Genomic DNA, 23955 nt, shown 5'->3' with positions numbered 1-23955 from the left:
AATGCTTAGTTTTCAAAATGGTCAACATACTCTTCATAGCCCTGTTCAGCTAATTCATCTTTGGGAACAAAGCGGAGGGCTGCTGAGTTAATACAGTAGCGTAAACCACCCTTGTCGCGAGGACCATCAGTGAAAACGTGACCCAAGTGGGAGTCGGCTTCTTTACTTCTAACTTCTGTTCTTTCCATGCCAAATTTCCGGTCTCTTTTTTCTTGTAAAATACGTTTTTCGATCGGTTGGGTAAAGGATGGCCAGCCGCAACCAGCATCATACTTGTCTTTGGAAGAAAAGAGGGGTTCGCCACTGACCACATCGACATAGATGCCTTCTTCATAAAAGTCGTCGTATTCCCCAGTATAAGCACGTTCAGTTGCTTCATTTTGGGTTACTTCGTATTGTTCTTTAGTTAAACGGTCTTTTAAGTCTTTTTTATCCATAAAATATCATCCTATCTATCTTGTATCCGTTTAAACATTTTCTCCATATCCCGGTTAGTCAATTTTACCATGACTGGTCTGCCATGTGGGCAATTATAGGGATTTTGGCAAGATTTTAAATCCTGGATCAAGGCCCGGGCTTCTAAGTCGCTCAAGTAGTGGTTAGCCTTGATGGACCGCTTGCAACTCATCATGATAGCCGTTGCTTCCCGAAATTCCTTAGTCGAAATGTGCTGGTGGGTTAAGACAAAGTCTATCATTTCTTTTATTGTAGCTTCTTCTTGGCCATTAATAAACCAAGAAGGATGACTTTTTACAATAAAAGTTCGCTGACCAAAGTCTTCCAAGTCAATTCCGGCCCGGCTCAGGTCATCTTTGTGCTGGCAGATGGTCAGGTAATCATCAGTCGGGTAGTCTAAGACAATTGGCTCCAGGAGGGTTTGCTGGGCAGTTCCCGAGCTAGCAATCTCTTCACGGTAGTACTCATACTTAATCCGCTCCTGGGCCGCGTGTTGGTCAATGATATAAAGGCCGACTTCATTTTGGGCAAAGAGATAGGTTCCGTGCATCTGGCCAATATAGTCCAGGTCGGGAAAACCTTCTTGGTCCTGGGTCAAACCCTCCCCTTCTCCAGCGCCATCCTTCCGTAACTGGTCTTGGGCTTGCTTGACAAAGTCCCCACTTTCATGGCCCAAGATTGTCTGAGTCTCTCCCCTGCCATGACCTGGCCCAAGAGAGTCAGTCGGCTGGTCTTGCTGGCTAGAAGCTAAATCTTTTCTTACTTGGTTTTGGTAGGGTTGGAAGGAATCGGACAAATGACCAACTTGACTGGATTCATGACTTGCCTGACTAAAAGTCGGGCTTGGTTTTGGATTTTCCTGATGGGGGGCATGATAGTCACTTTGATTAAAGTCCAAGCGACCCTGGACAACATTTTCCTGTCTATCCCTTGCTGTGACCTGGTTTTGGTTGATATTTTCCAAGCCATCTGGAATCCGGACTGTTTGGTCTAGGGTCTTTCGAATTGCCCCTGTGAGTAAGTCAGCAAGGTCTTTTTCGTCACTAATTCGCACCTGGTCCTTGGTTGGGTGGACATTGACGTCCACTAGTTGGGGGTCCATGTCAATTTTAATGACAGCTAGGGGAAAACGGCCCACCATTAGCTTGGACCCATATCCTTGGACGATGGCCCGGGCCAGGGCATAGTTTTTGATATAGCGGTCATTGACGATAATGGTCATGTAAGACCGGTTGGACCGGGATACTTCCGGTAAGGACACATAGCCTGTCAGGTCAAAGTTAAAGTTGGACGCCTCAACCTTGAGCATTTTCTTGGCTATCTGAACCCCGTAAATACCAGCAATGGCTTGCTGGAGCTTGCCACTACCACTTGTATTCATCAGGGTCATGCCGTCATGTATCAGCTTAAAGGAGACGCCTGGGTGAGTCAAAGCAAAGCGGTTGAGGGTAGAAGTGATATGAGTTAATTCTGTCTGCATGGACTTCAAGTGTTTAAGCCGGGCTGGGGTGTTAAAAAAGAGGTCTTCCACTTGGATCATGGTGCCAGACCGAGCAGAAGCCGATTGAGAGGAGATAATCTCACCTCCAGAAAGGTGGAGGGCCCGACCTTTGTGGCCTTCCTGGGCTGATTCAATGTGGACTTCCGACACTGAAGCAATACTCGGGAGGGCCTCTCCCCGAAAGCCTAGCGTTTTGATCCGGAATAGGGATTCAGGACTAAGGAGTTTACTGGTGGCGTGACGCTGAAAGGCCTGGTCGACCTCGTCATAGGCTATTCCTTTGCCATTATCCGTCACCCGGATTAATTTTAAGCCTGACTCTTCAATAGCTACATCGATTTGGTCTGCACCTGCATCGATAGCGTTTTCCACCAATTCTTTGACAACTGAAGCAGGCCGTTCCACCACTTCACCGGCCGCAATCTGGTCTGCCAAACTAGCTGGCATTATCTGAATTTGACTCATACAATCCTCCTAGTCTAATGAAGCTTTTGGTTCAGGTCATTTAGAAAATTAAGGGCCTGGATAGGGGTCATATTCATAATCTGGGCCTCTTGCAATTGCTTGATAACCTCAGCATGCTTGTTAGTCATCGAAAGCTCTTCTTCTGGGGCAAAGAGGTCTAACTGCTGGGCCTCAGACTTGGACTGGTCTTCAGCTGACTCTGCTGGTTGGCTAGTCACTTGCTTGCTTTTGCCTGCTTCTAGCTGGTTTAGGACCTGGCCAGCCCGGTCAATTACCGGCTGGGGCAGGCCTGCCAGTTGAGCTACCTGGACCCCATAACTCTTGTCAGATGGTCCAGACAAGACCTTGTGTAAGAAAACCAGAGACCCCTCTTCTTCTTCGGCCCCAACATGAACATTCGTCAAACGGTCTAGGCGGTCTTCTAGTTCAGTCAGTTCATGATAGTGGGTAGAAAAGAGGGTCTTGGCTCCAATTTCATCGTGTACATACTCAATGATGGCTTCAGCTAGGGCCATGCCGTCATAGGTAGCCGTCCCCCGACCAATCTCGTCAAACAAGAGCAAGCTGTGACTGCTAGCATTTTGTAGGGCATGGTTGGTTTCGTTCATTTCCACCATAAAGGTACTTTGACCCCCGAAGAGATCATCCATGGCCCCAATCCGGGTAAATACTTTGTCGAAAATGGGGAGGTCAGCTGACTTAGCTGGGACATAACAGCCCATTTGACCCATGATCAAGGTAAGGGCCAACTGACGCATATAGGTACTCTTACCAGACATATTGGGTCCAGTAATCAATAAGATATCTTGGCCATCATTTAAATCAACATCATTGGGCACATATTGCTGCTCTTGCATGACCTTCTCTACAACGGGGTGACGACCTTCTTTAATCGAGACACTTTGACTTTCAGTATGGTAACTAGGTCTCACGTAATTATATTTTTCACTAACCTTGGCAAAGGCTTGGAGGACATCAATTTCAGCCACAGCCTTGGCTAGGTCTTGGATGGCCTTGATGTGGGCCTTGACTTTCTCCCTGATGTCAAGAAAAAGCTCATAAGACAAGGCCTTAGACTTGTCTTCAGCCTCAAGAATCAGTTTTTCTTTTTCTTTGAGTTCCTGGGTCACAAAACGCTCTGCATTGGCCAGGGTTTGCTTGCGGTCGTATCGGTCGTCTTCTAGGAGGTCTAAGTTGGCTTTGGTAATTTCAATATAGTAGCCAAAGACCTTGTTATAACCCACCTTCAAGTTCTTAATGCCCGTTTTTTCTCTTTCCTTGGCTTGAAGTTTGGCAATCCACTGCTTGCCATTTACCATGGCGTCCAAGTATTGGTCCAATTCCTCATTGTAGCCAGACTTAATCATATCACCCTCCGTGATAGAAAGGGGTGGGTCATCCACAATTGCTTCTTGGATCAATTGAGCCACTTGGGGAACCGGGTCTAGCCGGTCTAATAAATCTGCCCAAACATCTTGGTCTTCCATCAGGGTCAAGAGGTCTTTCACTTGGGGGATAACCTGGAGGGATTCTTTTAATTGAACCAGGTCCTTGGCATTAACCGTTCCATAAGCCACTCGACCAGCTAAGCGTTCCAAGTCATAGACTTCTCTTAAGCGGTCTTCCAAGTCACTACGTTCAATAAAGTGGTCCAGCAAGTTGGCAACAATGTCCTGGCGTTTTGCAATTTGCTGGGGGTTAATTAAGGGCTTATCTAGCCAATGCTTGAGCATCCGCCCCCCCATAGCAGTCTGGCTTTCGTCTAAAAGCCAAAGCAAGGTCCCTTTCTTACTGCCATCTTTGAGCGATTGGGTCAACTCCAAGTTCCGTCTTGCTTCTTGACCGTATATTAGGTAGTGGGAAGTCTCATATTCTTGGGCTACTTGAAGGTGGTCCAAACTCCTTTTTTGGGTCTGTCTGAGATAGTCCAGCAATAGACTTAAACAACTTTTGTTTAAGGGGTGCTGGATGGCTTTGTAGAGGTCTTTGCTTTCTTGGTCCTGGTTAAAATCAGACAGGTGGGAGATGACTAGACCGAAACGCTTGGTTAAATCTTCCTGCAATCCCACTAGTTTCCCTTGCAAAAAAACCAGTTCTTTTATTTGCAAGGCGCCAACTTCGGTGATGACTTCTTGGTAATCGTCTAAGCAAGTGACCTGAATTTCTCCAGTCGATAAATCGGCATAGGCTAAGGAGTATTGCCCATCTTGGTCTAAAATGGCCCCGATATAAGTATTAGTCTTGTCCCCCATGGCACTTTCTTCCATTACAGTTCCAGGTGTGACCACCTGGACAACTTCCCGTTTAACCATGCCCTTAGTCGTCTTAGGGTCCTCCACCTGTTCACAAATAGCTACCTTGTAGCCCAGATCAATTAACTTATTGATGTACCTTTGAGCTGAATGGTAGGGAACGCCACACATGGGGACTTGGACATCCGAGTTCTTATTCCGGCTAGTTAGGGTTAATTCCAAGATTTGGGCCACCCGGTTGGCATCTTCAAAAAATAATTCGTAAAAGTCCCCCAAACGATAGAATAAAAAACAATCAGGATAGTCCTCCTTAATCGATAGGTATTGTTTCATCATGGGGGTGTGTTCTGTTTTGGCCATTCATCAGTCACCTTTCTAAATATAAAAGGGATTTTCCTTATCAATCCGGATCATCTCAATCGACCCTGCCCGACCGAACTTATCTATGTTGACTAAACTGGCATTGAGACGGGCCTCCCCTACTTCTGGAGCTTTGATCCGGGCCGGCAATTGGGTTAAAAACTTATTGAGGATGGCTTGTCGTTCCATGCCTAAAATGCCATCAGCAAAGCCCGTCATGCCCACATCGCTCACATAAGCAGTTCCATTGGGCAAAATCCGGTTGTCATTGGTCTGGACATGGGTGTGGGTGCCGACTAGGGCTGATGCCTTGCCGTCCAAAAACCATCCCATGGCTTCTTTTTCACTTGTTGTCTCAGCATGAAAATCAACAAAAATATGGGGTGTCCGTTTGTTGGCTTGGTCAACTAAGTCTAAGCCAACACGAAAGGGATCTTCCAAGTCACCCATTAAGGCCCGGCCATGAAGGTTGATAATAGCCAATTCTTGGTCGTTGACCTGGACATAAGTTATCCCCTTACCCGGAACCTGGTCGGAATTAGGGTAATTAGCGGGGCGGATGATCTTGTCCTCTTGGTCGATAAACTGGTAGACTTCCCTCTTGTCCCAGGTATGGTTGCCCATGGTGACCACATCAATGCCTACCTGCATCAGTTCTTTAAAGATGGGCCGGGTAATTCCTTTCCCACCAGCCGCATTCTCTCCGTTGGCGATGGTCAAGTTCACCTTATGCTTCTTTTTTAGGGCGGGCAGGTAGTGCTTAACCGCCTGACGTCCGACACGTCCGACGATATCACCGATAAATAAAATTTTCATGACTGACACCTTCACTCTCTTACCCTTCATTTTACCAAGATTTGGCTCACGAAACAAAAAACCTACCCAAGTCTCTTGGGTAGATTTCTTGAAGACTTTTGCCACTAGATGGCTAATCTTATCTTTTGGATATTTGCTTAAAGACCTTAATCTTTTTTATGTTTGTAAGCGAATAGGCCACCAGCCAAGCTTGTCAGACCAAATAGTCCTAAAGCCCATGTGCCTGTAGCGGTGTTTGGTAGTCGTTGACCCGGTTTTTTGCTAACCGCTTGAACGGTTTTACCTGGTTTTTTGACCTCTGGTTTTTTAGTTTCTGGTTTTTGGTCGATCGGTTTTTTGGTTTCTGGTTTTTTGACTTCCGGGTTTTTATCGCCCGGTTTTTGCTCGCCCGGTTTTTGCTCACCTGGTTTTTGTTCACCCGGTTTTTGCTCGCCCGGTTTTTGCTCACCCGGTTTTTGCTCGCCTGGCTTGCCTGGCTCTTCTACTGGATTTGGTGAGAGGAGGTAGAACCAACGACCATTTGTCCCTTGTTTAACTGAGTAGGACTTGTTGACGGTATCTTTTTCTAAAGCTTTTTTGGCTGCTGCTTCCGCTGCTTCTTTAGTGGTGTAGCCAGTTTCGTTGTCTTCGACTGGTTTTTGGTCATTAGCAGTAAAGGTTAGGGTCTTGTCGTTGTAAGACCAGTAAAGATTGCCTAGGCCGCTATCGTTTGCATATTTACGGAAGAATTTTTCTGCTTCTTCATCACTTTTTGCCTTAACGGTAGTCGAACCCTTAGTAGTCTTGTTTTGGAATTCAAATCTATATAGCTTTTCTTCAAGTTCTTTACTCCCTGACTCCTGGATCTCTTCATCTTTGCTTTCTTGTATACTGACTTCAGCCTTATCCTTCTCCGAAGCTGAGCTTTTTCAGTGTAAAGCGGTGTTTCACTTTAGCCTCTTGTCCTAGACCCTTTGCAAGTTTATTTTTGCCAACCATAATTAACACTCCACTATATATAAATTTGCTTTCGCTTTAGTAAGGTATGGAAAACCCACAATTGTTCATAGCTTAATTGTAAGTCCTCTATAACCATTCCTTAGTGCTAAGCCGGTTGTTTTACTTAGAAAATAGGCTACTAGCTTAGTAAAGTCAATCGAATATTATGAACATTTATGGCCGAAATTGTTAAGAATTTCTGTAAATTGAAACGCATTCATATACGCACATATAAAAATTGACAGATTTAAACTAGTTATAACCGAACAAAAAAAGCCCAAGCCAGTTGATATCTATCTTTGGGCTTAAGTCATTTTGCTATGATTAAGAACTTTGTGCTAATTTTCTACGTTGGATTTCCTTGATTGGAAGTTGGTCATTAATCAGCAAACTATCAGGATTTAATTCTTGTTTGAGTTTATAGCCGGTTGACCAGAATAGGTAAACGATGGCTAAAGACAAGACGAGGGCTAAGAGGTAGGACAAAAGACCATAACCAAGGTTAAAGCCAATAGGTTGAGCTAGGATGTAAATTACAGTCGCATAGAGCATAAAGGCACCTGGCAAGAAGGTGATCAAATAGTTGCGTCCCTTGAGGTAGAGATAACGGGTAGAAACAAAGAGGGAAATAACGGCTGTGACTTGGTTAGCCCAACTAAAGTAACGCCACAAGATATCAAAGTCTATCGTGGTCAAGATAAAAGAAACAACAAAGAGAGGGATCGTAACCGCCAAGACTTTACGCAAGGAGTCTTGTTTCATGCCGATATAATCTGCCAGGATATTTCGCAAACTTCTAAAGCCTGACAAGCCAGAAGAAATAGGAAGGACAATGACACCCAAGATGGCCAAGGTACCAAAGACATTGCCCAGCAACAAGAAGGAAACTTCATTGACAACTACAGAAGGAGTACCGGCTGCAATCATATCTGCGAGACTTTGACCGTCAAACAAGGCCATAGCTGCAGTAGCCCAAATCATGGCAATAACACCTTCAGCGATCATCATGCCATAAAAAGTATACCGGCCTTCTCTTTCATTGGTTGTGGTCCGGGAGACCATGGGCGCCTGAGTAGCATGAAAGCCTGACAAGGCCCCGCAAGAAATGGTAAAGAAGATAATTGGAAAGACTGGTGTCCCGTCTGGGTGAGGGTTGTTGGTCAAGCTGGCCAAGCTTAAATTAGGCAAGGTGTAAGTACCGGTAAAGCCGTGGTAGATTAGCATGCCACCAATTGCCAGGGTGGTTAAAATTAAAACTGCCCCGAATATGGGATAGACTTTCCCCATAGCCTTGTCAATTGGGATAACGGTCGATACCAAGTAATAAGCAAAAATCAGGAGGGTAATCAAACCAACTGTTATCCCTGCCGGGGTCAAGTCAGCAATCAGTTCGGCTGGTGTGACCACAAAAACTGTGGAAACCAAGATTAACAAGAGCATAGCAAAGATGTTGACCACATGTTTAACCGGTCTACCTAAATACTTCTCAGCTAGTTCTGGTAGGTGGGCCCCATTGTTACGGAGGGAAATCATCCCAATCATGTAGTCATGCACACCACCAGCAAAGATACAGCCCAAAACAATCCAAACATAGGCCATTGGTCCATACAAGGCCCCCATAATGGGTCCAAAAATAGGGCCGGTCCCTGCAATGTTAAGGAGTTCAATCAAGGCATTGGTCTGCTTCTTCATAGGGACAAAGTCCATATTATCCCGCAAGACCTCAGCTGGCGTGGACCTGCCCGGTTCAATTTGGAAATTTCGATCCACAAACTTTCCATATGTAAAATAGCCCAGGACTAATAGTAAGATACCGCCAATAAAGGTTAACATGTTCTTTCCTCCTAAAGTTATTGCTTTAGTTTCATTATAAACCTATTTCCCAGGAATTGGCGCTTTTAGCCCCCAATGTCATTAAAAAAGATTATAAGTTACAGCTTTAGCCCCCTGAGTTACTATCAGATTTAATTTAAACCCAGAGCTTCCTTGAAGTCTTGGAGATAAGACCGAGAAACAGGTATTTTCATCCCATTTTCAAGAGTAACTTGGTAGGTTTGGTTAAACCAAGCTTGGATCTCCTTGATGGCATCCAGTTGGATCAAGTAAGACCGGTGGACCCGGATAAAGGATTCTTGGCTTAATTTTTCTTCCCATTTAACCAAAGACTGCCGGTCATAATACTTGCCATCCCGGGTATAGAGGGTGGTCTGCCCTTTCAGGACTTCCACTGCCAGAATATCTTCGCTGTCGACGACCACCAATTTGTCCCCTGCTTCTAAAGGAAAGCGTTTGGTCCGACCAGTTTCTTTCGTGGAGACTGGCCTTTTAACCTTGAGCTTCTGTTCCACCTGGCTAGACAACTTGTTAATGGAATGCTGGATCCGATCTAAACTAAAGGGCTTCAAGACATAATCTAGGGCATCCCGCTCAAAGGCCGCAACCGCGTAAGCATCATAGGCTGTGGCAAAAATGATAGCAGGAGGATTGGGTAAGGCATTAATATCATCGGCAATGGACATGCCATTTTCGACTGATAGCTGGATATCCAAGAAAACCCCATCAACCTCCTCGTCTGAAATAATGTCAAGGGCTTCTTGACCAGTCTCAGCCTGGCTCACTTGGATATCTTTTGAAATTTGATGGATTAGATAGGTCAGTTCGTCACGGGCTAGGGGTTCATCATCAACAATCAATAGGTGCATCTGGCTTACTCCTCCCTCCTAGTCTTGGGCAAGTGACAGCTAACAGTGGTTCCGGATTCTGACGAGTCAACTTTGAGCTGACTGTCGAGACCAAAAAGGTTGGTCAAGCGCTTGTTTAAATTCAGCAAAGCGGTCCCAGTCCCTTTACTCTGACTCGACTTGACCTCTTTTTGGCCCAGATCTTTTAAAATGGACGGCTCCATTCCGAACCCATTATCTTGGACAGTAATCAGGATATCGTCAACTTCTTCCTTAACTTCTAGTTTAATTTCATTGCCTGCTTTCCTCCCTTTAAAAGCATGTTTAAAAGCGTTCTCAACCAAGACTTGTAGGATAAAGGGTGGGACTAAGACAGGTAAAAGCCCCTCGTCTACCTGGAAGTCTAGCTGGTAGCGACCAGGAAAGCGGGCTTGTTCTAAAGATTGGTAAGCCTTGACATGGTCTAACTCCTGGCCTAAAGTGACCAGGTTAGACCGTGCTCCTACCAAGTTGGCCCGGAAGAAATCGCTTAACTGACTCAAAAGTTGCCGGGCCTTTTCACTATCCAGCCTAACCATGGCCGAGATGGTATTAATGGCATTAAAGAAAAATGGGGGTTGACTTGGGCTTGCAAGGACTTAATCTCAGCATCTTGCAAGAGTCTAGCCTGGAATTCACTCTTGCCCAGGTCAATCTGGGAAGAGAAGATATTACCTAGACCTTCTGCCACTTTTTTTCTCCACAAAGGTCAAATCCTGGCTAGACTCAAAGTATAGTTTCAAGGTCCCGACCACCCCTTCCTTGGTCTTTAAGGGGACGACAATGGCCGCTTGGAGTGGACAGTCGGGATGGCCACAGGCAATCTCTGCCTTAGACCGGGCGATGACGACTTCCTTGCCTTCGAGCACCTGCTTGGACAGACGAGTCATGATGGGGCTGCCAGGCTTGTGGTGGTCATCAGCCAAGCCAACATGGGCTAGGATTTTCTCCTTGTCGGTAATGCTGACAGCAGCTAACTTGATGTAATTCATGATTTCTTGGGCTGCCTTGCTGCAAGACTCAATGGCCAAACCTTGCCGGAAATGAGGCAGGGTGGCATTGGCCATAGCCAGGACATCCTGGGTCTGGACGGCCCGGTCCATAAGCTGCCGCTCTTGGCTTGACCGGATAAAGGCTAAGAAAATCCCCATGCCCAAGCTATTAATCGCCGTCATCGGCAAAATGATAAACTGGACCAAGGATAAAGCCTGGTCTAGCCTTGAGCTGGCAATTAAGATAACTGCCATTTGAACCAGCTCAAAAGCTCCTGCAACCAGGCCACCGAATAGAATGGTAGGTATCTGCCGCTTCTGGATATAGACCTGGCCCAGCAGACCTGACACCAGACCAATCAAGAGAGAAGAGATGAGGTAGACATGGGGATCCAAGCCCCCTTGGAGGTAGCGGACAATACCGGAAATACCTCCCACTGAAACGCCCACCAAGGGGCCACCAATGATGCCTGAGATCCCAATAGTCAAGGCTCTGGTGTTAGCCATGGAAGAAGCCGGTGCTAGTTTGGTTAAGATGGGACGGTAAACCACCGATCCGGCTTGCACTTCCACCCCATTGAGGTTGGATATTAGTGCAAAGACCGTAAAAATAGCCACCAAAATCAATTGGGTAGACAGGTCTCTCCGGCGATATAAGACCCCTTTAAACAAGCGGGTCTGGACCAAGATGTAAGCCATTAAAATGATCAAGCCCAAACGTTCTACCATCATGATGAATAAATCGACCATGTCAGCCACTCATTTCTCCTCCCTTACCCTTATTTTACCACAATGATAAGTATTGAACATAAGTCCTTTTTTGAAATTTCCCCCAAGCTATACTTGAGTACAATCGGTTAAGGGCTCGACTAATAATAAACTAGTCCAGTCAAGAAGACCATTAGCCTATCTAGCTTGAAAAAGCCTGGCGTCAAGCTTCAGACCTACAAGGCATAGTAAAAAGCCGAGTACAAATAGCTGCACTCGGCTTAAAGTCTTTATTTGGCATAATCTATTGACCGTGTTTCGCGTATTACCGTTACTTTAATATGGCCTGGGTAATCCATGGTATCTTCAATTTTCTTACGAACATTTCTTGAAAGATTAGCCGCTTCCGTATCATCGACTTGGTCAGGCTTAACAATAATTCTAAGTTCTCGTCCTGCTTGAATGGCATAACTTTCTTTTACCCCGTCGAATGATTTGGCAATGGCTTCAAGGTCTTCCAAGCGTTGAATGTAGTTTTCAAAGGATTCACTTCTTGCTCCTGGTCGGGCTGCCGAAATGGTGTCAGCTGCTTCAACCAGAGAAGCAATCACTGAACTAGCTTCGACATCCCCATGGTGGGAAGCGATGGTATTGACCACGACATCCTGTTCATTGTATTTCATAGCAACTTGGGCACCGACTTCAACGTGGGTACCGTCTACTTCGGCATCTAAGGCTTTTCCAATATCATGTAATAAGCCAGCTCTTTTCGCTAACTGGACATCTTCACCTAATTTACCAGCTAAAATACCGGCAAGTTTGGCTACTTCAATCGAGTGTTGCAGTACATTTTGGCCATAAGAGGTGCGGAAGTGGAGTCGGCCGACAATTTTCATCAAATCAGGGTGGATGGAGTGGATTCCAAGTTCAAACATGGTTTCCTCTCCAATTTCTCTAATTCGTTCATCCATATCCTTGCGGGCTTTCTCAACTGCTTCTTCGATCCGACCAGGATGGATCCGGCCATCTGCAATCAATTTTTCAAGGGCCATCTTGGCAATTTCTCGTCTAATTGGGTCATAACCACTTAAAACGACAGCTTCCGGTGTATCATCAATGATCAAGTCCATACCGGTTAGACTTTCAATCGTCCGGATGTTCCGGCCTTCTCGACCGATAATCCGGCCCTTCATGTCGTCATTTGGTAGGTTAATCACACTGACAGTGTTTTCAGCAACTTGGTCAGCTGCACACCGCTGGATAGCTTCTGTTACGATGGTCTTAGCTCTTCGGTTAGCTTCTGATTTAGCCTTATCCTCATATTGTTTGACCATAACGGCCATTTCCCGAGTCAACTCAGCTTCGGTTTGGCTCAAGACCTGGTCCTTGGCTTCTTCTGGGCTAAGGGCTGCAAGCTCATGTAATTTTGCTTCTTGTTTAGATACTAATGCTTGTGCTTCTTCTTTAAGTGAATCTATTTCTTCTTTTTCTTGACTGACACGTGTTTCCCGGTCCTGGAGTGAAATTTCTTTATCGTCCAAGGATAAAGACCGTCTTTCTAAATTATCTTCTCTTTGGTCTAGTCGATTTTCAGATTTAGAAATTTCAGCCCGTCTCTCTTTTAACTCTTCTTCAACGTCTGACCGGTACTTTTGTATCTCTTCTTTAGCCTCCAGCAACGCTTCTTTTCTTACTGATTTAGCTTCACGATTGGCTTCTTCAATAATGTCATTAGCTGTTTGGTGAGCTTCAGAAAGTTTTTTATCACTGTTCTTTTGCGCTAAGAAAGCACCAAGACCTAAACCGATAATTAAAGCAACGATAGCGAAGGCAAATGTTAGGTAGTTCACTTAATCACCTCCGTATCATTATTTAGCTGTATCTATTCCATTCAGATCTATACAAGAGTGTATAGGGTATAATTGCACTTACCTGCAAACAACTTTTATAGCTAGTCCACAGATAGTTTAATTTTAAATTGATTTTCTTAGCTTGTCAACTTTTAATGATAAAAATTTAAGCTATATCTATTCAAAATTAAAAAAGCCCATGTTAAGATGAGCTTTTTTAATGATACATTTAAAGATTAGGCCTAGTTAAACTGTTTATAGGTCTAAGGCTGTGCTTTCTTCAGAGACATCCTCTGAACCTGTTTCCTCGCCATTTTCTCCATGGTCTTGATCATCTTCAATCCCGTAGGCTTGACGGACCTTGGCTTCAATTTCTTTTCGGATGTCTGGGTTTTCTTCTAAGAATTCTTTGGCATTTTCCCGTCCTTGGCCTAGACGTTCACCGTCGTAAGAATACCAGGCACCTGCCTTGTCGATAATATCGACTTCTGCTCCCATATCAACAATTTCACCCACTTGGGAAATACCCTTACCATACATAATGTCCACAATGGCGACCTTGAAGGGTGGCGCTACCTTATTTTTAACTACCTTGATCTTGGTACGATTCCCGGTTAGGTCTTTACCATCTTTAATGGATTCGCTGCGGCGAACTTCTAAGCGTACAGAAGAGTAGAACTTAAGGGCTCGGCCACCTGGGGTTGTTTCAGGGTTACCAAACATAACACCAACTTTTTCCCGGATTTGGTTAATAAACATGGCAATGGTTTTGGTTTTGTTAATTGACCCCGATAACTTACGAAGGGCTTGAGACATAAGACGGGCTTGGAGGCCGACATGGGAGTCCCCCATCTCCCCGTCAATTTCTGCTCGTGGCACCAAGGCAGCAACCGAGTCGACTACTATCATGTCGATGGCTCCAGAAGAAACCAGGGCATCTGCAATCTCCAAGGCCTGTTCCCCGGTATCCGGCTGTGACAGCAAGAGCTCATCTATATCAACACCTAATGCCCTTGCATATTTAGGGTCTAGGGCGTGTTCAGCATCGATAAAGGCAGCAGTCCCTCCTTCTGCCTGAACGGCTGCGATGGCATGGAGGGCAACTGTTGTTTTACCTGAACTTTCTGGGCCATATACTTCAACAATCCGGCCTCTAGGGTAGCCCCCAATTCCCAAGGCAACATCTAAGCCAAGAGAGCCACTTGGCACTGACTTAACCTGGGTGTCGGCTTGTTCTCCCATTTTCATAATGGATCCTTTACCGAAGTTTTTTTCTATTTTTTTCATTGCTTGGTCTAGTGCTTTTTGTTTTTCATCCGATACCATTCTGCAATCCTCCAAACTGATACTTATTTCATGGTTTATTTTAATTCATTTGAGTTTAAATAGCAAGAATAAAGCGAACGTTTGTTCAAAGTTATTTGATCAGGTCATAAAGCTTGGTCATTAGGGCAACTTGGATTTGTTTGTCAGAGACAGTCTTGCGGTTAGATAAGTCTAGGTCAAAGTGGTGAGTCTGACCTTGAACGGCAAAGTAGAGAGAGACTTGCTTGAGCAACTTGTTGGCTTCACCAGCCCTGCCCAAAACCAGTAAGGCTCCGTTGCCTGCTAAAGCTGTAGCCTGGTCTTGCACTAGTGACTGTAGTTGGTCTGAACTTAGTTCTGAATGGCCGAAGTACTTGCCTAGCTTAGCGTTGTCATTAAAACTCAAGACCGACTCCACCAGGCCATGAGGTGCTTTGGGGGCCAGCAAGGCAGAAGAGAGAATACTGTGGACACCACTTTCAATAATATTGAGCCGGATACCTTCCTGGTCCAAGAGCGACAAGACCTTGTCGGTGATGGTGGTAGCCCCCTCCCCGTAAATTTTGTCCCCGACTAAGTCCCTGATCTGGTCTTCCACTTCCTGGATCAAGGTTTGGGCATGGGCTGAGCTATCCGCCTTGGCTGAAATCCGAATGGTGGGCTCGGAATCCGTAATGTAGATAGCTATGGTCGGATTAGTCTGGCCTTCGATTACCGGGTCGATGGATTGGGCTAGTTGGGACTCCGTAATATTATAGAGGCGGAGGATTTTAGATTCCAAAACAGCCTTGTCATCCAGTTCATTTTGCAAGAGGTCTAACAAGTGATAAGTGACCATCTGCTTCATTTCAGCTGGGACACCTGGAACCATGGCAATGATTTTGCCTTGGTGTTTCAAGAAGGATCCCGGTGCCATCCCCACCTCATTTGGAATCTTCTGGCTGTTTTCAATTATCAAGGCTTGGTTGACATTACTAGCTGGCATAGGCCGGTTGGACCTTTGGTAGATTTCTTTAATTTCAGCTAGTGTTTCCTGGTCTTCCCATACCTCTAAACCTAAGGTATCAGCGACAATAGACTTGGAAATATCATCTTTGGTGGGCCCCAACCCCCCTGAGAAAATAATCAAGTCTGACCGGTCCAAGGCAATTTGAAAAACTTTTTTGATCCGGTCCGGGTTGTCCCCCACAACAGTATGGTAATAAAGATCAATGCCAAGTTCAGACAAGCTTTGGGAAATAAAGGCTGCATTGGTATTGACCACCTGCCCCATCAAGACTTCTGTTCCAATGGCTATGATTTCAGCTTTCATCCATTCGACCTCCTAGTATAATATACGCAAAAAATCCTTGTATTCATTTTTTTATTTCAACTTTTAATCCTAGTTTATCAAAAGACGAGTCCTAGGTCATTTAATCCACTAGCCTAATGAAGCCCTAGCCCCAAAAGAAGACAAAAAAGCCCGCGGTTAGCCACGAGCTTTCTAGGTCTAGTTATCCGTTTTTACATGGACCCCTTAAAGATATGTCTGGCATTCCAGAAGTAGTCAATACCGGAGTATATGGTAAAGAAGAGGCAGGTGTAAAGTAAGATTTGGCCCAAGGGGAGGGATATTGCTTGCAAGGGGAAGTTGTCAATCAATAAAAAGATGATGGCAAACATTTGGGTCACTGTCTTAATCTTTCCTGGCAAGGCTGCCGCTAAAACAGTCCCGCCCTGCTCGACCAAAATCAAGCGAAGACCCGTAACAGCCAGCTCCCGGCAGACAATAATAGCAACCACCCAGGCTGGGGCCATGCCAAGTTCAACTAAGATAATAAAAGCTGTCATAACCAACATCTTGTCAGCCAAGGGATCGGCAAATTTACCAAAGTTAGTGGTTAAGTTGTTCTTCCGGGCCAAGTAGCCGTCCAGGTAGTCGGTCAAACTAGCCACAGCAAAAACCAACATGGCCAAAAACATCCGGCTATCAACTTGGGACCCCCAGCCTTGGATAGAGCCTAGGTCAAAAGGAACTAAGGCTAAGACCATAAAGACCGGAATCATTAGGATGCGAAAGACAGTCAGTTTATTTGGTAAGTTCATCTATTCCCTCTCTTCCTTCCAGTGAAGTAGTCGGGGCTTAGCTAGTATCTTAGCCATTGCCAGCCTCAATTCCCTCTGGGTCATCCTGGTCTTGCTGGTCAGCTTCTAGCTCATCCTGGCCTTGGTCGTCTGCTGGCTCTGGATCCTCGGCTTCCGCTTCTGGGTCTAAATCCTCATTTTGGTCACCAGAATCTTCTGGCATAATTTGAGCCGGTTGATCGCCTGAAGACTGGATAAAGGCCTGGTCTGGTTCAGATGTAACAGAAGAAGCCGCTACGTAAACTCCGACAATAATGGCAATCACTAAAATGACGACGATAATCATGGGCATGGACGAAACAATGGTATCCAAACTCCCATTACTTTCTTGGTAAAAAGGCTTTTTACCAGACTTGCCTCGTTTCTTTTTTGTCTGCTGGGCGAAGTAACGATGATTGGCTTCCTCGAAATCTTGGGCAGTCTGGTCGCCATCAAACCCCAGCTCTTCAGCATAGAGTTTGACAAAAGTCTTCCCATAAGACTCCCCCGGCAGGATATCCAAGTTGTCTTCTTCAATTGCCTTAATATACCGTGCCTTAATCTTGGTCTTTTCTTGAATATCTTCAATAGTATAGCCCTTAGACATGCGGGCATCTTTCAGTCGGTCTCCAATTGAGTACATGAAAAAGCTCCTAAAACTTAAAGTATTCGTCAATACAGTTTATTATAGCACAGACCGAGCTTGGATTTTAGTCTATTTAGGCAATACTTTAAAGACAGATAGGTAGTCAGGGTCTAGGTAGTCCTTAACGATTTGGCCAAGGTCATCCAATTGAATGCCTTGGACAAGCTCTTGGAGGTCAAAGACGTTGAGGTCCCCTTCTATTTTTTCTGTTAATTGGTTGGCAATATATTCCAGTGAGTTTAAGGACTGGAGGTTCTTACCAATCAAGTCACGTTTGACCTCGTCGAATTGTTCTTGGTTAAAGTCTTCTTGATCCGTCTGCTTCAAGAGGATGGTCTTGATGCGGTCTTCAAATCTTTGAGGGTGCTTGGTGTCACTGGTAATGGAAATAAAGTTAAAGGACCGGTCAAAGTTGACGTCACAATAAAAACTGTCGTCAATAATTTCCTCATTATACAAGTTGAGGTAGTGTTGGGATGAAGGGCCTAAGATCATGTTAAAGAAGATTTTTAAGCTAATTTCTTGCTTGAGCCTTTCTAGGCCTGCTAAGTCAGCCTGCTTGCCTCGAATTCCGACTGCCACTTTGGGTCTGGAAACATCCATTTTGACTTGTGCTTCTTTTTTAAAATGGCTAAGGTCTGCATCTGGCTTATGTCGCTTGATAACTTCTGCTGGGGCAAATGTCTTGGCATTTTGGTTGTCTTCAATTAAGGCCATCAAGTCCTCTGGGTCAAACTGGCCAACTACCACCAAAGTCATATTACTTGGATGGTAGAAGGTATGGTAGTTTTCGTATAATTGGTCACTGGTGATCTTGTCGATACTTTCGACAGTCCCAGCAATGTCGATGCTTACCGGATGGTCCGGGTAGATATTTTCTAAGAGGCCAAACATTAACCGCCAGTTGGGGTCATCATCATACATTTGGATTTCTTGACCAATAATCCCTTTCTCTTTGTTGACCGTTTCTGGTGTGAAGTAGGGGTCTTGGACAAAGTCCAGGAGGGTGGTTAAGTTCTCTTTGACATAGTCACTGGTTGAGAAAAGGTAGGCTGTTTTGGTAAAGCTTGTAAAAGCATTAGCAGCCGCCCCGTAATTTGAAAACTGGTGGAAAACATCGCCATCTTCTTTTTCAAAAAGCTTGTGTTCCAAAAAATGGGCGATGCCGTCCGGAACCTCCTTCATTTCCTCTTGGCCGAGAGGGACAAAACAATTATCAATGGACCCAAAGTCAGTGGCAAAGATAGCATAAGTTTTGTTGTAATCTTTTTTGGGTAGGAGTTTAACGGTCAAGCCATTTGCTAGTGTATCCGTATAGAGGGTTTCACCGATTTGGTCATAAACTATTTCCTTCATCTGTCTGCTCCTCTCAAGATAAAGATAGACTGGAGTTTAATGTCTTGCGCTAGGTTCTTAACATCCTGGGCCGAAACTTGGTTGATCTTTTCAATCCATTCTTCTACTGTGATGGACTTGGCCAATAACTGTTTCAAATAGGAAAAGTTGAGCAAGCCAGCTGGTGAATCTTCCGACTGCTTCAAGCCATTTTTCAGCATGGCCTTGGCTTGGTTCAAACTGGATTGGCTAAAGTCTCCTTCAATAAGGGCCTGGTGTTGATCCTTGATCAGGTCAATCACCCGGTCTGCTTCTTTCTGATCAATCCCCGCCTGAACATATAAGCCTCCGCAAAAGGGGTCTAGGTTACTGGAAGCATAGTAGGCTAAACTCTCTTTTTCCCGGACATTTAAGAAGAGTTTAGATCCCGGGAAACCACCAAAGAGGGCATTAAAGACTTGGAGGGTAAAATATTGATCATCCAAGTAACGAACATCAGTCTGGTAGGCCAGGTTCAACTTGGCCTGGATGAGGTCTTGAACTTCTTCCTGGCGCTGGAAGCTTGGTAGGTCCTGGTGGTAGTAGAAGTCTAAGTCCAAGCGAGACCGGTCTTGAAATTTGAAGTCAGAAAATAGCTTAGCCAAGAATTCTTCATTAGTATCGCCTAAAACCACAATATCGATTTCATCTTGGGCTAACATTCCCTGATAGGCTTGGTACAAACTAGCATTATCTAGCTGGTCCAAATCCTCTAACCGACCATCAAGGGAGGAAGACTGGGCCGGATCGGTAAAAAATTGGTCCAATAATTTCAGCTTGGCATACAGCCTTTTGTCGTCATAAATGGATTCCAAGTCGTCTTTTAAATTGGCTTTTTCTCGCTCAAAGGTTTGCCGATCAAATCCCTCTGGGCCCAAGTTGGGTCTTAAAATAACGGCTTTCAAAAACTGAAGCGCTTTTTCAAATAAGTCTGGGTCTTGAACAAATTGTTCGTTGACAATCCTCATGTTGAAATACAAGCTGTGGACCTGGCCTCTTCGTCCGACACTTGTACCAAAACTAGCCCCATAAAGTTTGGCTAAGGCCTTTTGTAGGTCAACCTGGCTAGGATAGTCCCGGCTGTTGCGTTCTAAAATCCGAGCCAATAGAGAACGTTCTGTTAATTTTTTCAGACTTAGATTACTTTTAAAGGAAATTTTAATAGAAAGGGTCTTAAATTTCTTGCTTGGGATTAGGGTTAAGTTTACCCCCTTGGCTAATTGCATGGCCATCCTCCTCTGATTAGTTATTTTTGTCATTCAGTAGTGTTTTCAAATCCTCCACCTTGTCCAACCGCTCCCAAGGCAGATCAAGATCGTCCCGACCGAAGTGACCGTAAGTAGCTGTTTGCTTGTAGATAGGTCGTTGCAAGTCCAGCATTTGAATAATGCCGGCTGGTCGCAAGTCAAATAATTCTCGAACCTTGGCCGTTAATCGGTCATGATCAACCCGGCCGGTGCCAAAGGTATTAATATGAATGGAAACGGGTTGGGCTACGCCAATGGCATAAGCTAATTGAATTTCCACTTCATCCGCCAGGTCAGCTGCTACAATATTCTTGGCGATGTAGCGAGCCGCATAAGAGGCTGAACGATCAACCTTGGTGGCATCCTTACCCGAAAAAGCTCCGCCACCATGTCTGGCATAACCCCCGTAAGTATCGACAATAATTTTACGTCCCGTTAGGCCTGCATCTCCCTTTGGCCCTCCAATCACAAAACGGCCAGTCGGATTAATGAAGTACTTGGTCTTGTCATCCAATAAGTCTTGAGGAATGACAGCTTGAATGACCTGCTTTTTAATATCAGAAGACAGCTGGTCTAAAGACACATCAGGGTGGTGCTGGCTTGAGATGACAATTGTGTCGATCCGCTTAGGCTTTTGGTCTTGGTCATACTCGACCGTGACTTGGGCCTTGGCATCGGGTCGGAGGTAGGGTAAACTGTCATTTTTGCGTAATTCAGCTAGGCGGCGGACCAGCTTGTGGCTAAGGGAAATAGGCAAGGGCATATATTCTGACGTTTCTTTCGTTGCATAGCCAAACATCAAACCCTGGTCACCCGCCCCAATTTTGTCTAAAATATCTTGGCTTTGACCCTTGAATTCGCTCGATTCGTCTACTCCCATAGATATGTCTTGTGACTGCTCGTCTATGGATACTAAAACAGCTACATTGTCGGCATCGAAGCCGTACTTAGCCCGGGTGTAGCCAATATCTTTTAATGTTTCCCGAACAACTTGGGCCATGTCAACATAGGCAGTGGTCCGAATTTCACCTGTGATTAAAACAAGACCAGTATTGACTGTGACTTCACAAGCAACCCGGGATTGACTGTCTTGGGCTAAAAGGGCATCCAAGATAGCATCGGAAATTTGGTCTGCTACCTTATCAGGGTGACCTTCAGAGACGGATTCGGATGTAAATAATTTTCTTTCTTTCATTTAAGATTCCCCCAATATTCTATTCGGTTACAAGGCTTCCGGCTTAGACTGCCGTCTTATCAGGAATTCAATGTAAACCATTGTTAATTATAGCACACTAATGGCCTTTTAACACTAAAGGCCCCTTTGTACTAGACGCATTCAACTTATTCAAAAGCCAGAAACAAGACTAATATTTTTATGGTACAATATGTGGTGAATACGCAGAAAGAGGTGGCTTTATTGAATAATCTTGATGGTAAGCGACTTGCCAAGTCCTTACTCCTTGTCTTTTTACCCTTGCTCAGTATCTTCCCAGGCATGGCCCTCAGCCTCCATTACGGCAACTTCAATGCCTTTTCCAGCTTTTTATTTTTACTTTTTGTCCTTTTTAATGCTTTTATCCAGGGTCTAATCAAATCTAGCCCAGATAAACAAATCCCCCATCTGGCTATTGGCTTATCTATCATAAACATAGTAATAGTCTTGGTGCTATCCTTAAACCACTCCTTTTTTTTAGGATTTAACTTAGTCCTCTACATGGTGCTCATTCATATAAGACCTATATTTTACTATTATCATTTAAATATCTTTTATTCCATCTTACTCTTGGTTTTCCAAACCATTTTTTTAAACCTAGCAAGTTTTTTTATTAATATGAACTTTATTTCCCTAAACTTGCTTCTCTTTATAGCTCCCTTAATCTTACCCTACCTACTCTACCAGGAAGCTAAATTTTTTAAAAAAAGAATTTACTTAAGCAATATTCTTATTTTTATGTCAATAGCTACAACAATCCTTGCCATGGTCTTTGCTGTCCAGTTCTGGTCTCTCCTTGCTTTATTTGCTGTCCCCATGATTTATTACTTGAGCAAATTTTTAAGTCTCCATGCCGTTTATACCTGTCTTTTTACTATAACTTTATTCCAGCTTATTTTTATTACGCTCTATTAAGTAATAAGTAAAAGCAAAAGAGTCCAAGATCTCTAAATGAGATCTTGGACTCTTTCTGTCTTCAGAATAAAAATGGCGCAGGACAGAGTCGAACTGCCGACACACGGAGCTTCAATCCGTTGCTCTACCAACTGAGCTACTGCGCCATTTGAACGACCCTGACCGGATTTGAACCGGCGATCTCCTCCGTGACAGGGAGGCGTGTTAACCGCTACACTACAGGGCCATATAACAAGGAGGATAAGGGATTCGAACCCTTGCGTGCTTTGACACACCTGACGGTTTTCAAGACCGTTCCCTTCAGCCGGACTTGGGTAATCCTCCACATTTGGATGACCCCTACGGGATTCGAACCCGTGATACCGCCGTGAAAGGGCGATGTCTTAACCACTTGACCAAGGGGCCTTAACAAAAAAATAAAACGGAGAAGGAGGGATTTGAACCCTCGCGCCGGTAAAAACCGACCTACAGCCTTAGCAGGGCCGCCTCTTCAGCCACTTGAGTACTTCCCCATTAATAATAATTAATATTAATGGGCCTGAGTGGACTCGAACCACCGACCTCACCCTTATCAGGGGTGCGCTCTAACCAGCTGAGCTACAGGCCCGTTGTCAAAAATAAGCCATGTCCTACGAAACAAAAGCTATAAAAAGCGGGTGACGAGAATCGAACTCGCGACAACAGCTTGGAAGGCTGTGGTTTTACCACTAAACTACACCCGCAACTTGCTAGTTGACGACCCCGACCGGATTTGAACCGGCGATCTCCTCCGTGACAGGGAGGCGTGTTAACCGCTACACTACGGGGCCTCTATGTAGTGCAATTGCGGGGGAAGGATTCGAACCTACGACCTCCGGGTTATGAGCCCGACGAGCTACCAACTGCTCTACCCCGCGATAATAAAATCGGGAAGACAGGATTCGAACCTACGACCCCTTGGTCCCAAACCAAGTGCTCTACCAAGCTGAGCTACTTCCCGCAGTTATGATGCTTTTGTTCAACGCACCCAAGAGGAGTCGAACCTCTAACCGCTTGATTCGTAGTCAAGTACTCTATCCAATTGAGCTATGGGTGCTTCATCGCCTGGCTAGCTAAATACTTTGAATCCAATAAAGGAAAACACTTAGCTAAGCAAGCAGGAACAAGATATATAAGCGGAAGACGGGATTCGAACCCGCGACCCCCACCATGGCAAGGTGATGTTCTACCACTGAACTACTTCCGCATTAGTTAATGCCGGCTGAAAGACTTGAACTCTCGACCTACTGATTACAAATCAGCCGCTCTACCAACTGAGCTAAGCCGGCTTTATTATTTAAAAGTGCGGGTGGAGGGACTTGAACCCCCACGCCGTGAAGCGCTAGATCCTAAATCTAGTGCGTCTGCCAATTCCGCCACACCCGCATTAGGTTAATGAGCCATGCTGGATTCGAACCAGCGACCCTTTGATTAAAAGTCAAATGCTCTGCCAACTGAGCTAATGGCCCATGTAAGTGGAGGTTATAGGACTTGAACCTATGACCCTCTGCTTGTAAGGCAGATGCTCTCCCAACTGAGCTAAACCTCCATTATTGTGCGTGGCAACGTCCGGCTTTCACACAGGGAAACCCTGCATTATCCTCGGCGCTCAGAAGCTTAACGACTGTGTTCGGCATGGGAACAGGTGGGTCCTTCTGGCTATCATCACCACACATTCGGCCTTGTTCCTTCAAAACTGACTAGTTGAACCGCTAACGCCACCGAAATCTCACTTACTCACTTGCGTGGTTAAGTCCTCGACCGATTAGTACTTGTCCGCTCCATGTATCGCTACACTTCCACTTCAAGCCTATCGACCTGATCATCTCTCAGGGGTCTTACTTCCTTCTTGGAATGGGAGATCTCATCTTAAAGGGGGCTTCACGCTTAGATGCTTTCAGCGCTTATCCTTCCCGCACATAGCTACCCAGCTCTGCCATAGGCATGACAACTGGTGCACCAGCGGTGCGTCCATCCCGGTCCTCTCGTACTAAGGATAGCTCTCTTCAAATCTCCAACGCCCGCGACGGATAGGG

Annotated in this window: 18 protein-coding genes, 16 tRNA genes, 2 rRNA genes and 1 riboswitch; all 36 genes read right to left on the bottom strand. The window is 45.1% G+C overall.

Going from position 1 to position 23955, the window contains the following annotated elements; all coding sequences use genetic code 11:
• Positions 1–5: 5 nt before the first annotated feature.
• Positions 6–437 carry a peptide-methionine (R)-S-oxide reductase MsrB gene (gene msrB, locus HMPREF9698_RS00175; protein WP_003776068.1) on the bottom strand — a complete coding sequence of 144 codons (432 nt, stop codon included), beginning with the start codon at positions 435–437 and terminating at the stop codon, positions 6–8.
• Positions 438–448: 11 nt separating this feature from the next.
• Positions 449–2422 carry a DNA mismatch repair endonuclease MutL gene (mutL, locus tag HMPREF9698_RS00170; protein WP_003776067.1) on the bottom strand — a complete coding sequence of 658 codons (1974 nt, stop codon included), beginning with the start codon at positions 2420–2422 and terminating at the stop codon, positions 449–451.
• Between the two features lie 14 nt (positions 2423–2436).
• Complete coding sequence (mutS, locus tag HMPREF9698_RS00165) at positions 2437–5034, bottom strand: DNA mismatch repair protein MutS (protein ID WP_003776065.1); 2598 nt, start codon at positions 5032–5034, stop codon at positions 2437–2439.
• 15 nt (positions 5035–5049) lie between these two features.
• Complete coding sequence (locus HMPREF9698_RS00160) at positions 5050–5850, bottom strand: TIGR00282 family metallophosphoesterase (RefSeq protein ID WP_003776063.1); 801 nt, start codon at positions 5848–5850, stop codon at positions 5050–5052.
• A 146-nt stretch (positions 5851–5996) separates the two neighbouring features.
• Positions 5997–6695 carry a DUF5633 domain-containing protein gene (locus HMPREF9698_RS09260; RefSeq protein WP_420535007.1) on the bottom strand — a complete coding sequence of 233 codons (699 nt, stop codon included), beginning with the start codon at positions 6693–6695 and terminating at the stop codon, positions 5997–5999.
• Positions 6696–7152: 457 nt separating this feature from the next.
• Positions 7153–8661, bottom strand: coding sequence for a carbon starvation CstA family protein (locus HMPREF9698_RS00150; RefSeq protein WP_003776062.1), 1509 nt, complete (start codon positions 8659–8661; stop codon positions 7153–7155).
• A 131-nt stretch (positions 8662–8792) separates the two neighbouring features.
• A complete protein-coding gene (locus tag HMPREF9698_RS00145) occupies positions 8793–9530 on the bottom strand; it encodes a LytR/AlgR family response regulator transcription factor (protein ID WP_003776060.1) in 738 nt (245 codons plus the stop codon).
• 5 nt (positions 9531–9535) lie between these two features.
• On the bottom strand, positions 9536–10087 hold the full coding sequence (locus tag HMPREF9698_RS09225) for a sensor histidine kinase (RefSeq protein WP_003776059.1): 552 nt from the start codon (positions 10085–10087) through the stop codon (positions 9536–9538).
• Positions 10048–10239 carry a hypothetical protein gene (locus tag HMPREF9698_RS09220; RefSeq protein ID WP_309544217.1) on the bottom strand — a complete coding sequence of 64 codons (192 nt, stop codon included), beginning with the start codon at positions 10237–10239 and terminating at the stop codon, positions 10048–10050. Before HMPREF9698_RS09220 ends, HMPREF9698_RS09225 begins: the two co-directional genes overlap by 40 nt.
• A complete protein-coding gene (locus HMPREF9698_RS09215; protein WP_309544222.1) occupies positions 10220–11290 on the bottom strand; it encodes a LytS/YhcK type 5TM receptor domain-containing protein in 1071 nt (356 codons plus the stop codon). Before HMPREF9698_RS09215 ends, HMPREF9698_RS09220 begins: the two co-directional genes overlap by 20 nt.
• Before the next feature lie 248 nt (positions 11291–11538).
• Positions 11539–13098, bottom strand: coding sequence for a ribonuclease Y (gene rny / locus HMPREF9698_RS00135; RefSeq protein WP_003776055.1), 1560 nt, complete (start codon positions 13096–13098; stop codon positions 11539–11541).
• A gap of 255 nt (positions 13099–13353) precedes the next feature.
• Positions 13354–14424: a recombinase RecA gene (gene recA / locus HMPREF9698_RS00130; RefSeq protein WP_003776053.1), complete on the bottom strand. Its 1071-nt coding sequence runs from the start codon at positions 14422–14424 to the stop codon at positions 13354–13356.
• 91 nt (positions 14425–14515) lie between these two features.
• Entirely contained in the window at positions 14516–15715 is a 1200-nt protein-coding gene (locus HMPREF9698_RS00125) for a CinA family nicotinamide mononucleotide deamidase-related protein (RefSeq protein ID WP_003776051.1), read from the bottom strand.
• Between the two features lie 191 nt (positions 15716–15906).
• Complete coding sequence (gene pgsA / locus HMPREF9698_RS00120; RefSeq protein ID WP_003776049.1) at positions 15907–16488, bottom strand: CDP-diacylglycerol--glycerol-3-phosphate 3-phosphatidyltransferase; 582 nt, start codon at positions 16486–16488, stop codon at positions 15907–15909.
• A gap of 49 nt (positions 16489–16537) precedes the next feature.
• A complete protein-coding gene (locus HMPREF9698_RS08340) occupies positions 16538–17149 on the bottom strand; it encodes a helix-turn-helix domain-containing protein (RefSeq protein ID WP_003776047.1) in 612 nt (203 codons plus the stop codon).
• A gap of 72 nt (positions 17150–17221) precedes the next feature.
• The gene (gene yfmH / locus HMPREF9698_RS00110; protein WP_003776045.1) at positions 17222–18508 is read right to left on the bottom strand and encodes an EF-P 5-aminopentanol modification-associated protein YfmH; all 1287 of its coding nucleotides are present in this window, start codon (positions 18506–18508) and stop codon (positions 17222–17224) included.
• Positions 18505–19752 (bottom strand): EF-P 5-aminopentanol modification-associated protein YfmF, encoded by a 1248-nt coding sequence (gene yfmF, locus HMPREF9698_RS00105; RefSeq protein WP_003776042.1) that lies wholly within the window; start codon positions 19750–19752, stop codon positions 18505–18507. Before yfmF ends, yfmH begins: the two co-directional genes overlap by 4 nt.
• 16 nt (positions 19753–19768) lie before the next feature.
• Positions 19769–20968 (bottom strand): methionine adenosyltransferase, encoded by a 1200-nt coding sequence (gene metK, locus HMPREF9698_RS00100; RefSeq protein WP_003776039.1) that lies wholly within the window; start codon positions 20966–20968, stop codon positions 19769–19771.
• Positions 20966–21050, bottom strand: a riboswitch (SMK box riboswitch). Its footprint overlaps the gene before it by 3 nt.
• 924 nt (positions 21051–21974) lie before the next feature.
• A tRNA-Phe gene (locus HMPREF9698_RS00090) sits at positions 21975–22047 on the bottom strand.
• A 7-nt stretch (positions 22048–22054) separates the two neighbouring features.
• Positions 22055–22127: transfer RNA gene (locus HMPREF9698_RS00085), tRNA-Asp, on the bottom strand.
• Between the two features lie 8 nt (positions 22128–22135).
• Positions 22136–22225 (bottom strand) — tRNA-Ser (locus HMPREF9698_RS00080).
• A gap of 9 nt (positions 22226–22234) precedes the next feature.
• Positions 22235–22306: transfer RNA gene (locus HMPREF9698_RS00075), tRNA-Glu, on the bottom strand.
• A 17-nt stretch (positions 22307–22323) separates the two neighbouring features.
• Positions 22324–22413 (bottom strand) — tRNA-Ser (locus tag HMPREF9698_RS00070).
• 21 nt (positions 22414–22434) lie between these two features.
• A tRNA-Ile gene (locus HMPREF9698_RS00065) sits at positions 22435–22508 on the bottom strand.
• 44 nt (positions 22509–22552) lie between these two features.
• Positions 22553–22623, bottom strand: a tRNA-Gly gene (locus HMPREF9698_RS00060).
• A 14-nt stretch (positions 22624–22637) separates the two neighbouring features.
• A tRNA-Asp gene (locus HMPREF9698_RS00055) sits at positions 22638–22710 on the bottom strand.
• Positions 22711–22724: 14 nt separating this feature from the next.
• A tRNA-Met gene (locus HMPREF9698_RS00050) sits at positions 22725–22797 on the bottom strand.
• Positions 22798–22806: 9 nt separating this feature from the next.
• Positions 22807–22880 (bottom strand) — tRNA-Pro (locus HMPREF9698_RS00045).
• A 22-nt stretch (positions 22881–22902) separates the two neighbouring features.
• A tRNA-Arg gene (locus HMPREF9698_RS00040) sits at positions 22903–22976 on the bottom strand.
• A 78-nt stretch (positions 22977–23054) separates the two neighbouring features.
• A tRNA-Gly gene (locus tag HMPREF9698_RS00035) sits at positions 23055–23126 on the bottom strand.
• A gap of 9 nt (positions 23127–23135) precedes the next feature.
• Positions 23136–23208 (bottom strand) — tRNA-Thr (locus HMPREF9698_RS00030).
• A gap of 15 nt (positions 23209–23223) precedes the next feature.
• Positions 23224–23305 (bottom strand) — tRNA-Leu (locus tag HMPREF9698_RS00025).
• Between the two features lie 10 nt (positions 23306–23315).
• A tRNA-Lys gene (locus HMPREF9698_RS00020) sits at positions 23316–23388 on the bottom strand.
• A 7-nt stretch (positions 23389–23395) separates the two neighbouring features.
• A tRNA-Val gene (locus HMPREF9698_RS00015) sits at positions 23396–23468 on the bottom strand.
• Between the two features lie 8 nt (positions 23469–23476).
• Positions 23477–23592, bottom strand: a 5S ribosomal RNA gene (gene rrf, locus HMPREF9698_RS00010).
• Positions 23593–23664: 72 nt separating this feature from the next.
• Positions 23665–23955: ribosomal RNA gene (locus HMPREF9698_RS00005) — 23S ribosomal RNA — on the bottom strand; the annotation flags it as partial.

The sequence above is a fragment of the Alloiococcus otitis ATCC 51267 genome (assembly GCF_000315445.1).
Classification (GTDB): Bacteria; Bacillota; Bacilli; order Lactobacillales; family Carnobacteriaceae_A; genus Alloiococcus; species Alloiococcus otitis.
The sequence above is the reverse complement of the archived record's forward strand: the minus strand, read 5'-3'. Positions and strand labels throughout refer to the sequence as shown.

Coding starts and splice junctions, on each gene's coding strand:
- HMPREF9698_RS09225 (WP_003776059.1), bottom strand. CDS start 10,087: ATGGTTAGGCTGGATAGTGAAAAGGCCCGGCAACTTTTGAGTCAGTTA.
- yfmF (WP_003776042.1), bottom strand. CDS start 19,752: ATGCAATTAGCCAAGGGGGTAAACTTAACCCTAATCCCAAGCAAGAAA.
- HMPREF9698_RS09215 (WP_309544222.1), bottom strand. CDS start 11,290: ATGGTCGATTTATTCATCATGATGGTAGAACGTTTGGGCTTGATCATT.
- metK (WP_003776039.1), bottom strand. CDS start 20,968: ATGAAAGAAAGAAAATTATTTACATCCGAATCCGTCTCTGAAGGTCAC.
- HMPREF9698_RS00145 (WP_003776060.1), bottom strand. CDS start 9,530: ATGCACCTATTGATTGTTGATGATGAACCCCTAGCCCGTGACGAACTG.
- HMPREF9698_RS08340 (WP_003776047.1), bottom strand. CDS start 17,149: ATGTACTCAATTGGAGACCGACTGAAAGATGCCCGCATGTCTAAGGGC.
- HMPREF9698_RS00150 (WP_003776062.1), bottom strand. CDS start 8,661: ATGTTAACCTTTATTGGCGGTATCTTACTATTAGTCCTGGGCTATTTT.
- yfmH (WP_003776045.1), bottom strand. CDS start 18,508: ATGAAGGAAATAGTTTATGACCAAATCGGTGAAACCCTCTATACGGAT.
- recA (WP_003776053.1), bottom strand. CDS start 14,424: ATGGTATCGGATGAAAAACAAAAAGCACTAGACCAAGCAATGAAAAAA.
- HMPREF9698_RS00160 (WP_003776063.1), bottom strand. CDS start 5,850: ATGAAAATTTTATTTATCGGTGATATCGTCGGACGTGTCGGACGTCAG.
- pgsA (WP_003776049.1), bottom strand. CDS start 16,488: ATGAACTTACCAAATAAACTGACTGTCTTTCGCATCCTAATGATTCCG.
- mutL (WP_003776067.1), bottom strand. CDS start 2,422: ATGAGTCAAATTCAGATAATGCCAGCTAGTTTGGCAGACCAGATTGCG.
- mutS (WP_003776065.1), bottom strand. CDS start 5,034: ATGGCCAAAACAGAACACACCCCCATGATGAAACAATACCTATCGATT.
- HMPREF9698_RS00125 (WP_003776051.1), bottom strand. CDS start 15,715: ATGAAAGCTGAAATCATAGCCATTGGAACAGAAGTCTTGATGGGGCAG.
- msrB (WP_003776068.1), bottom strand. CDS start 437: ATGGATAAAAAAGACTTAAAAGACCGTTTAACTAAAGAACAATACGAA.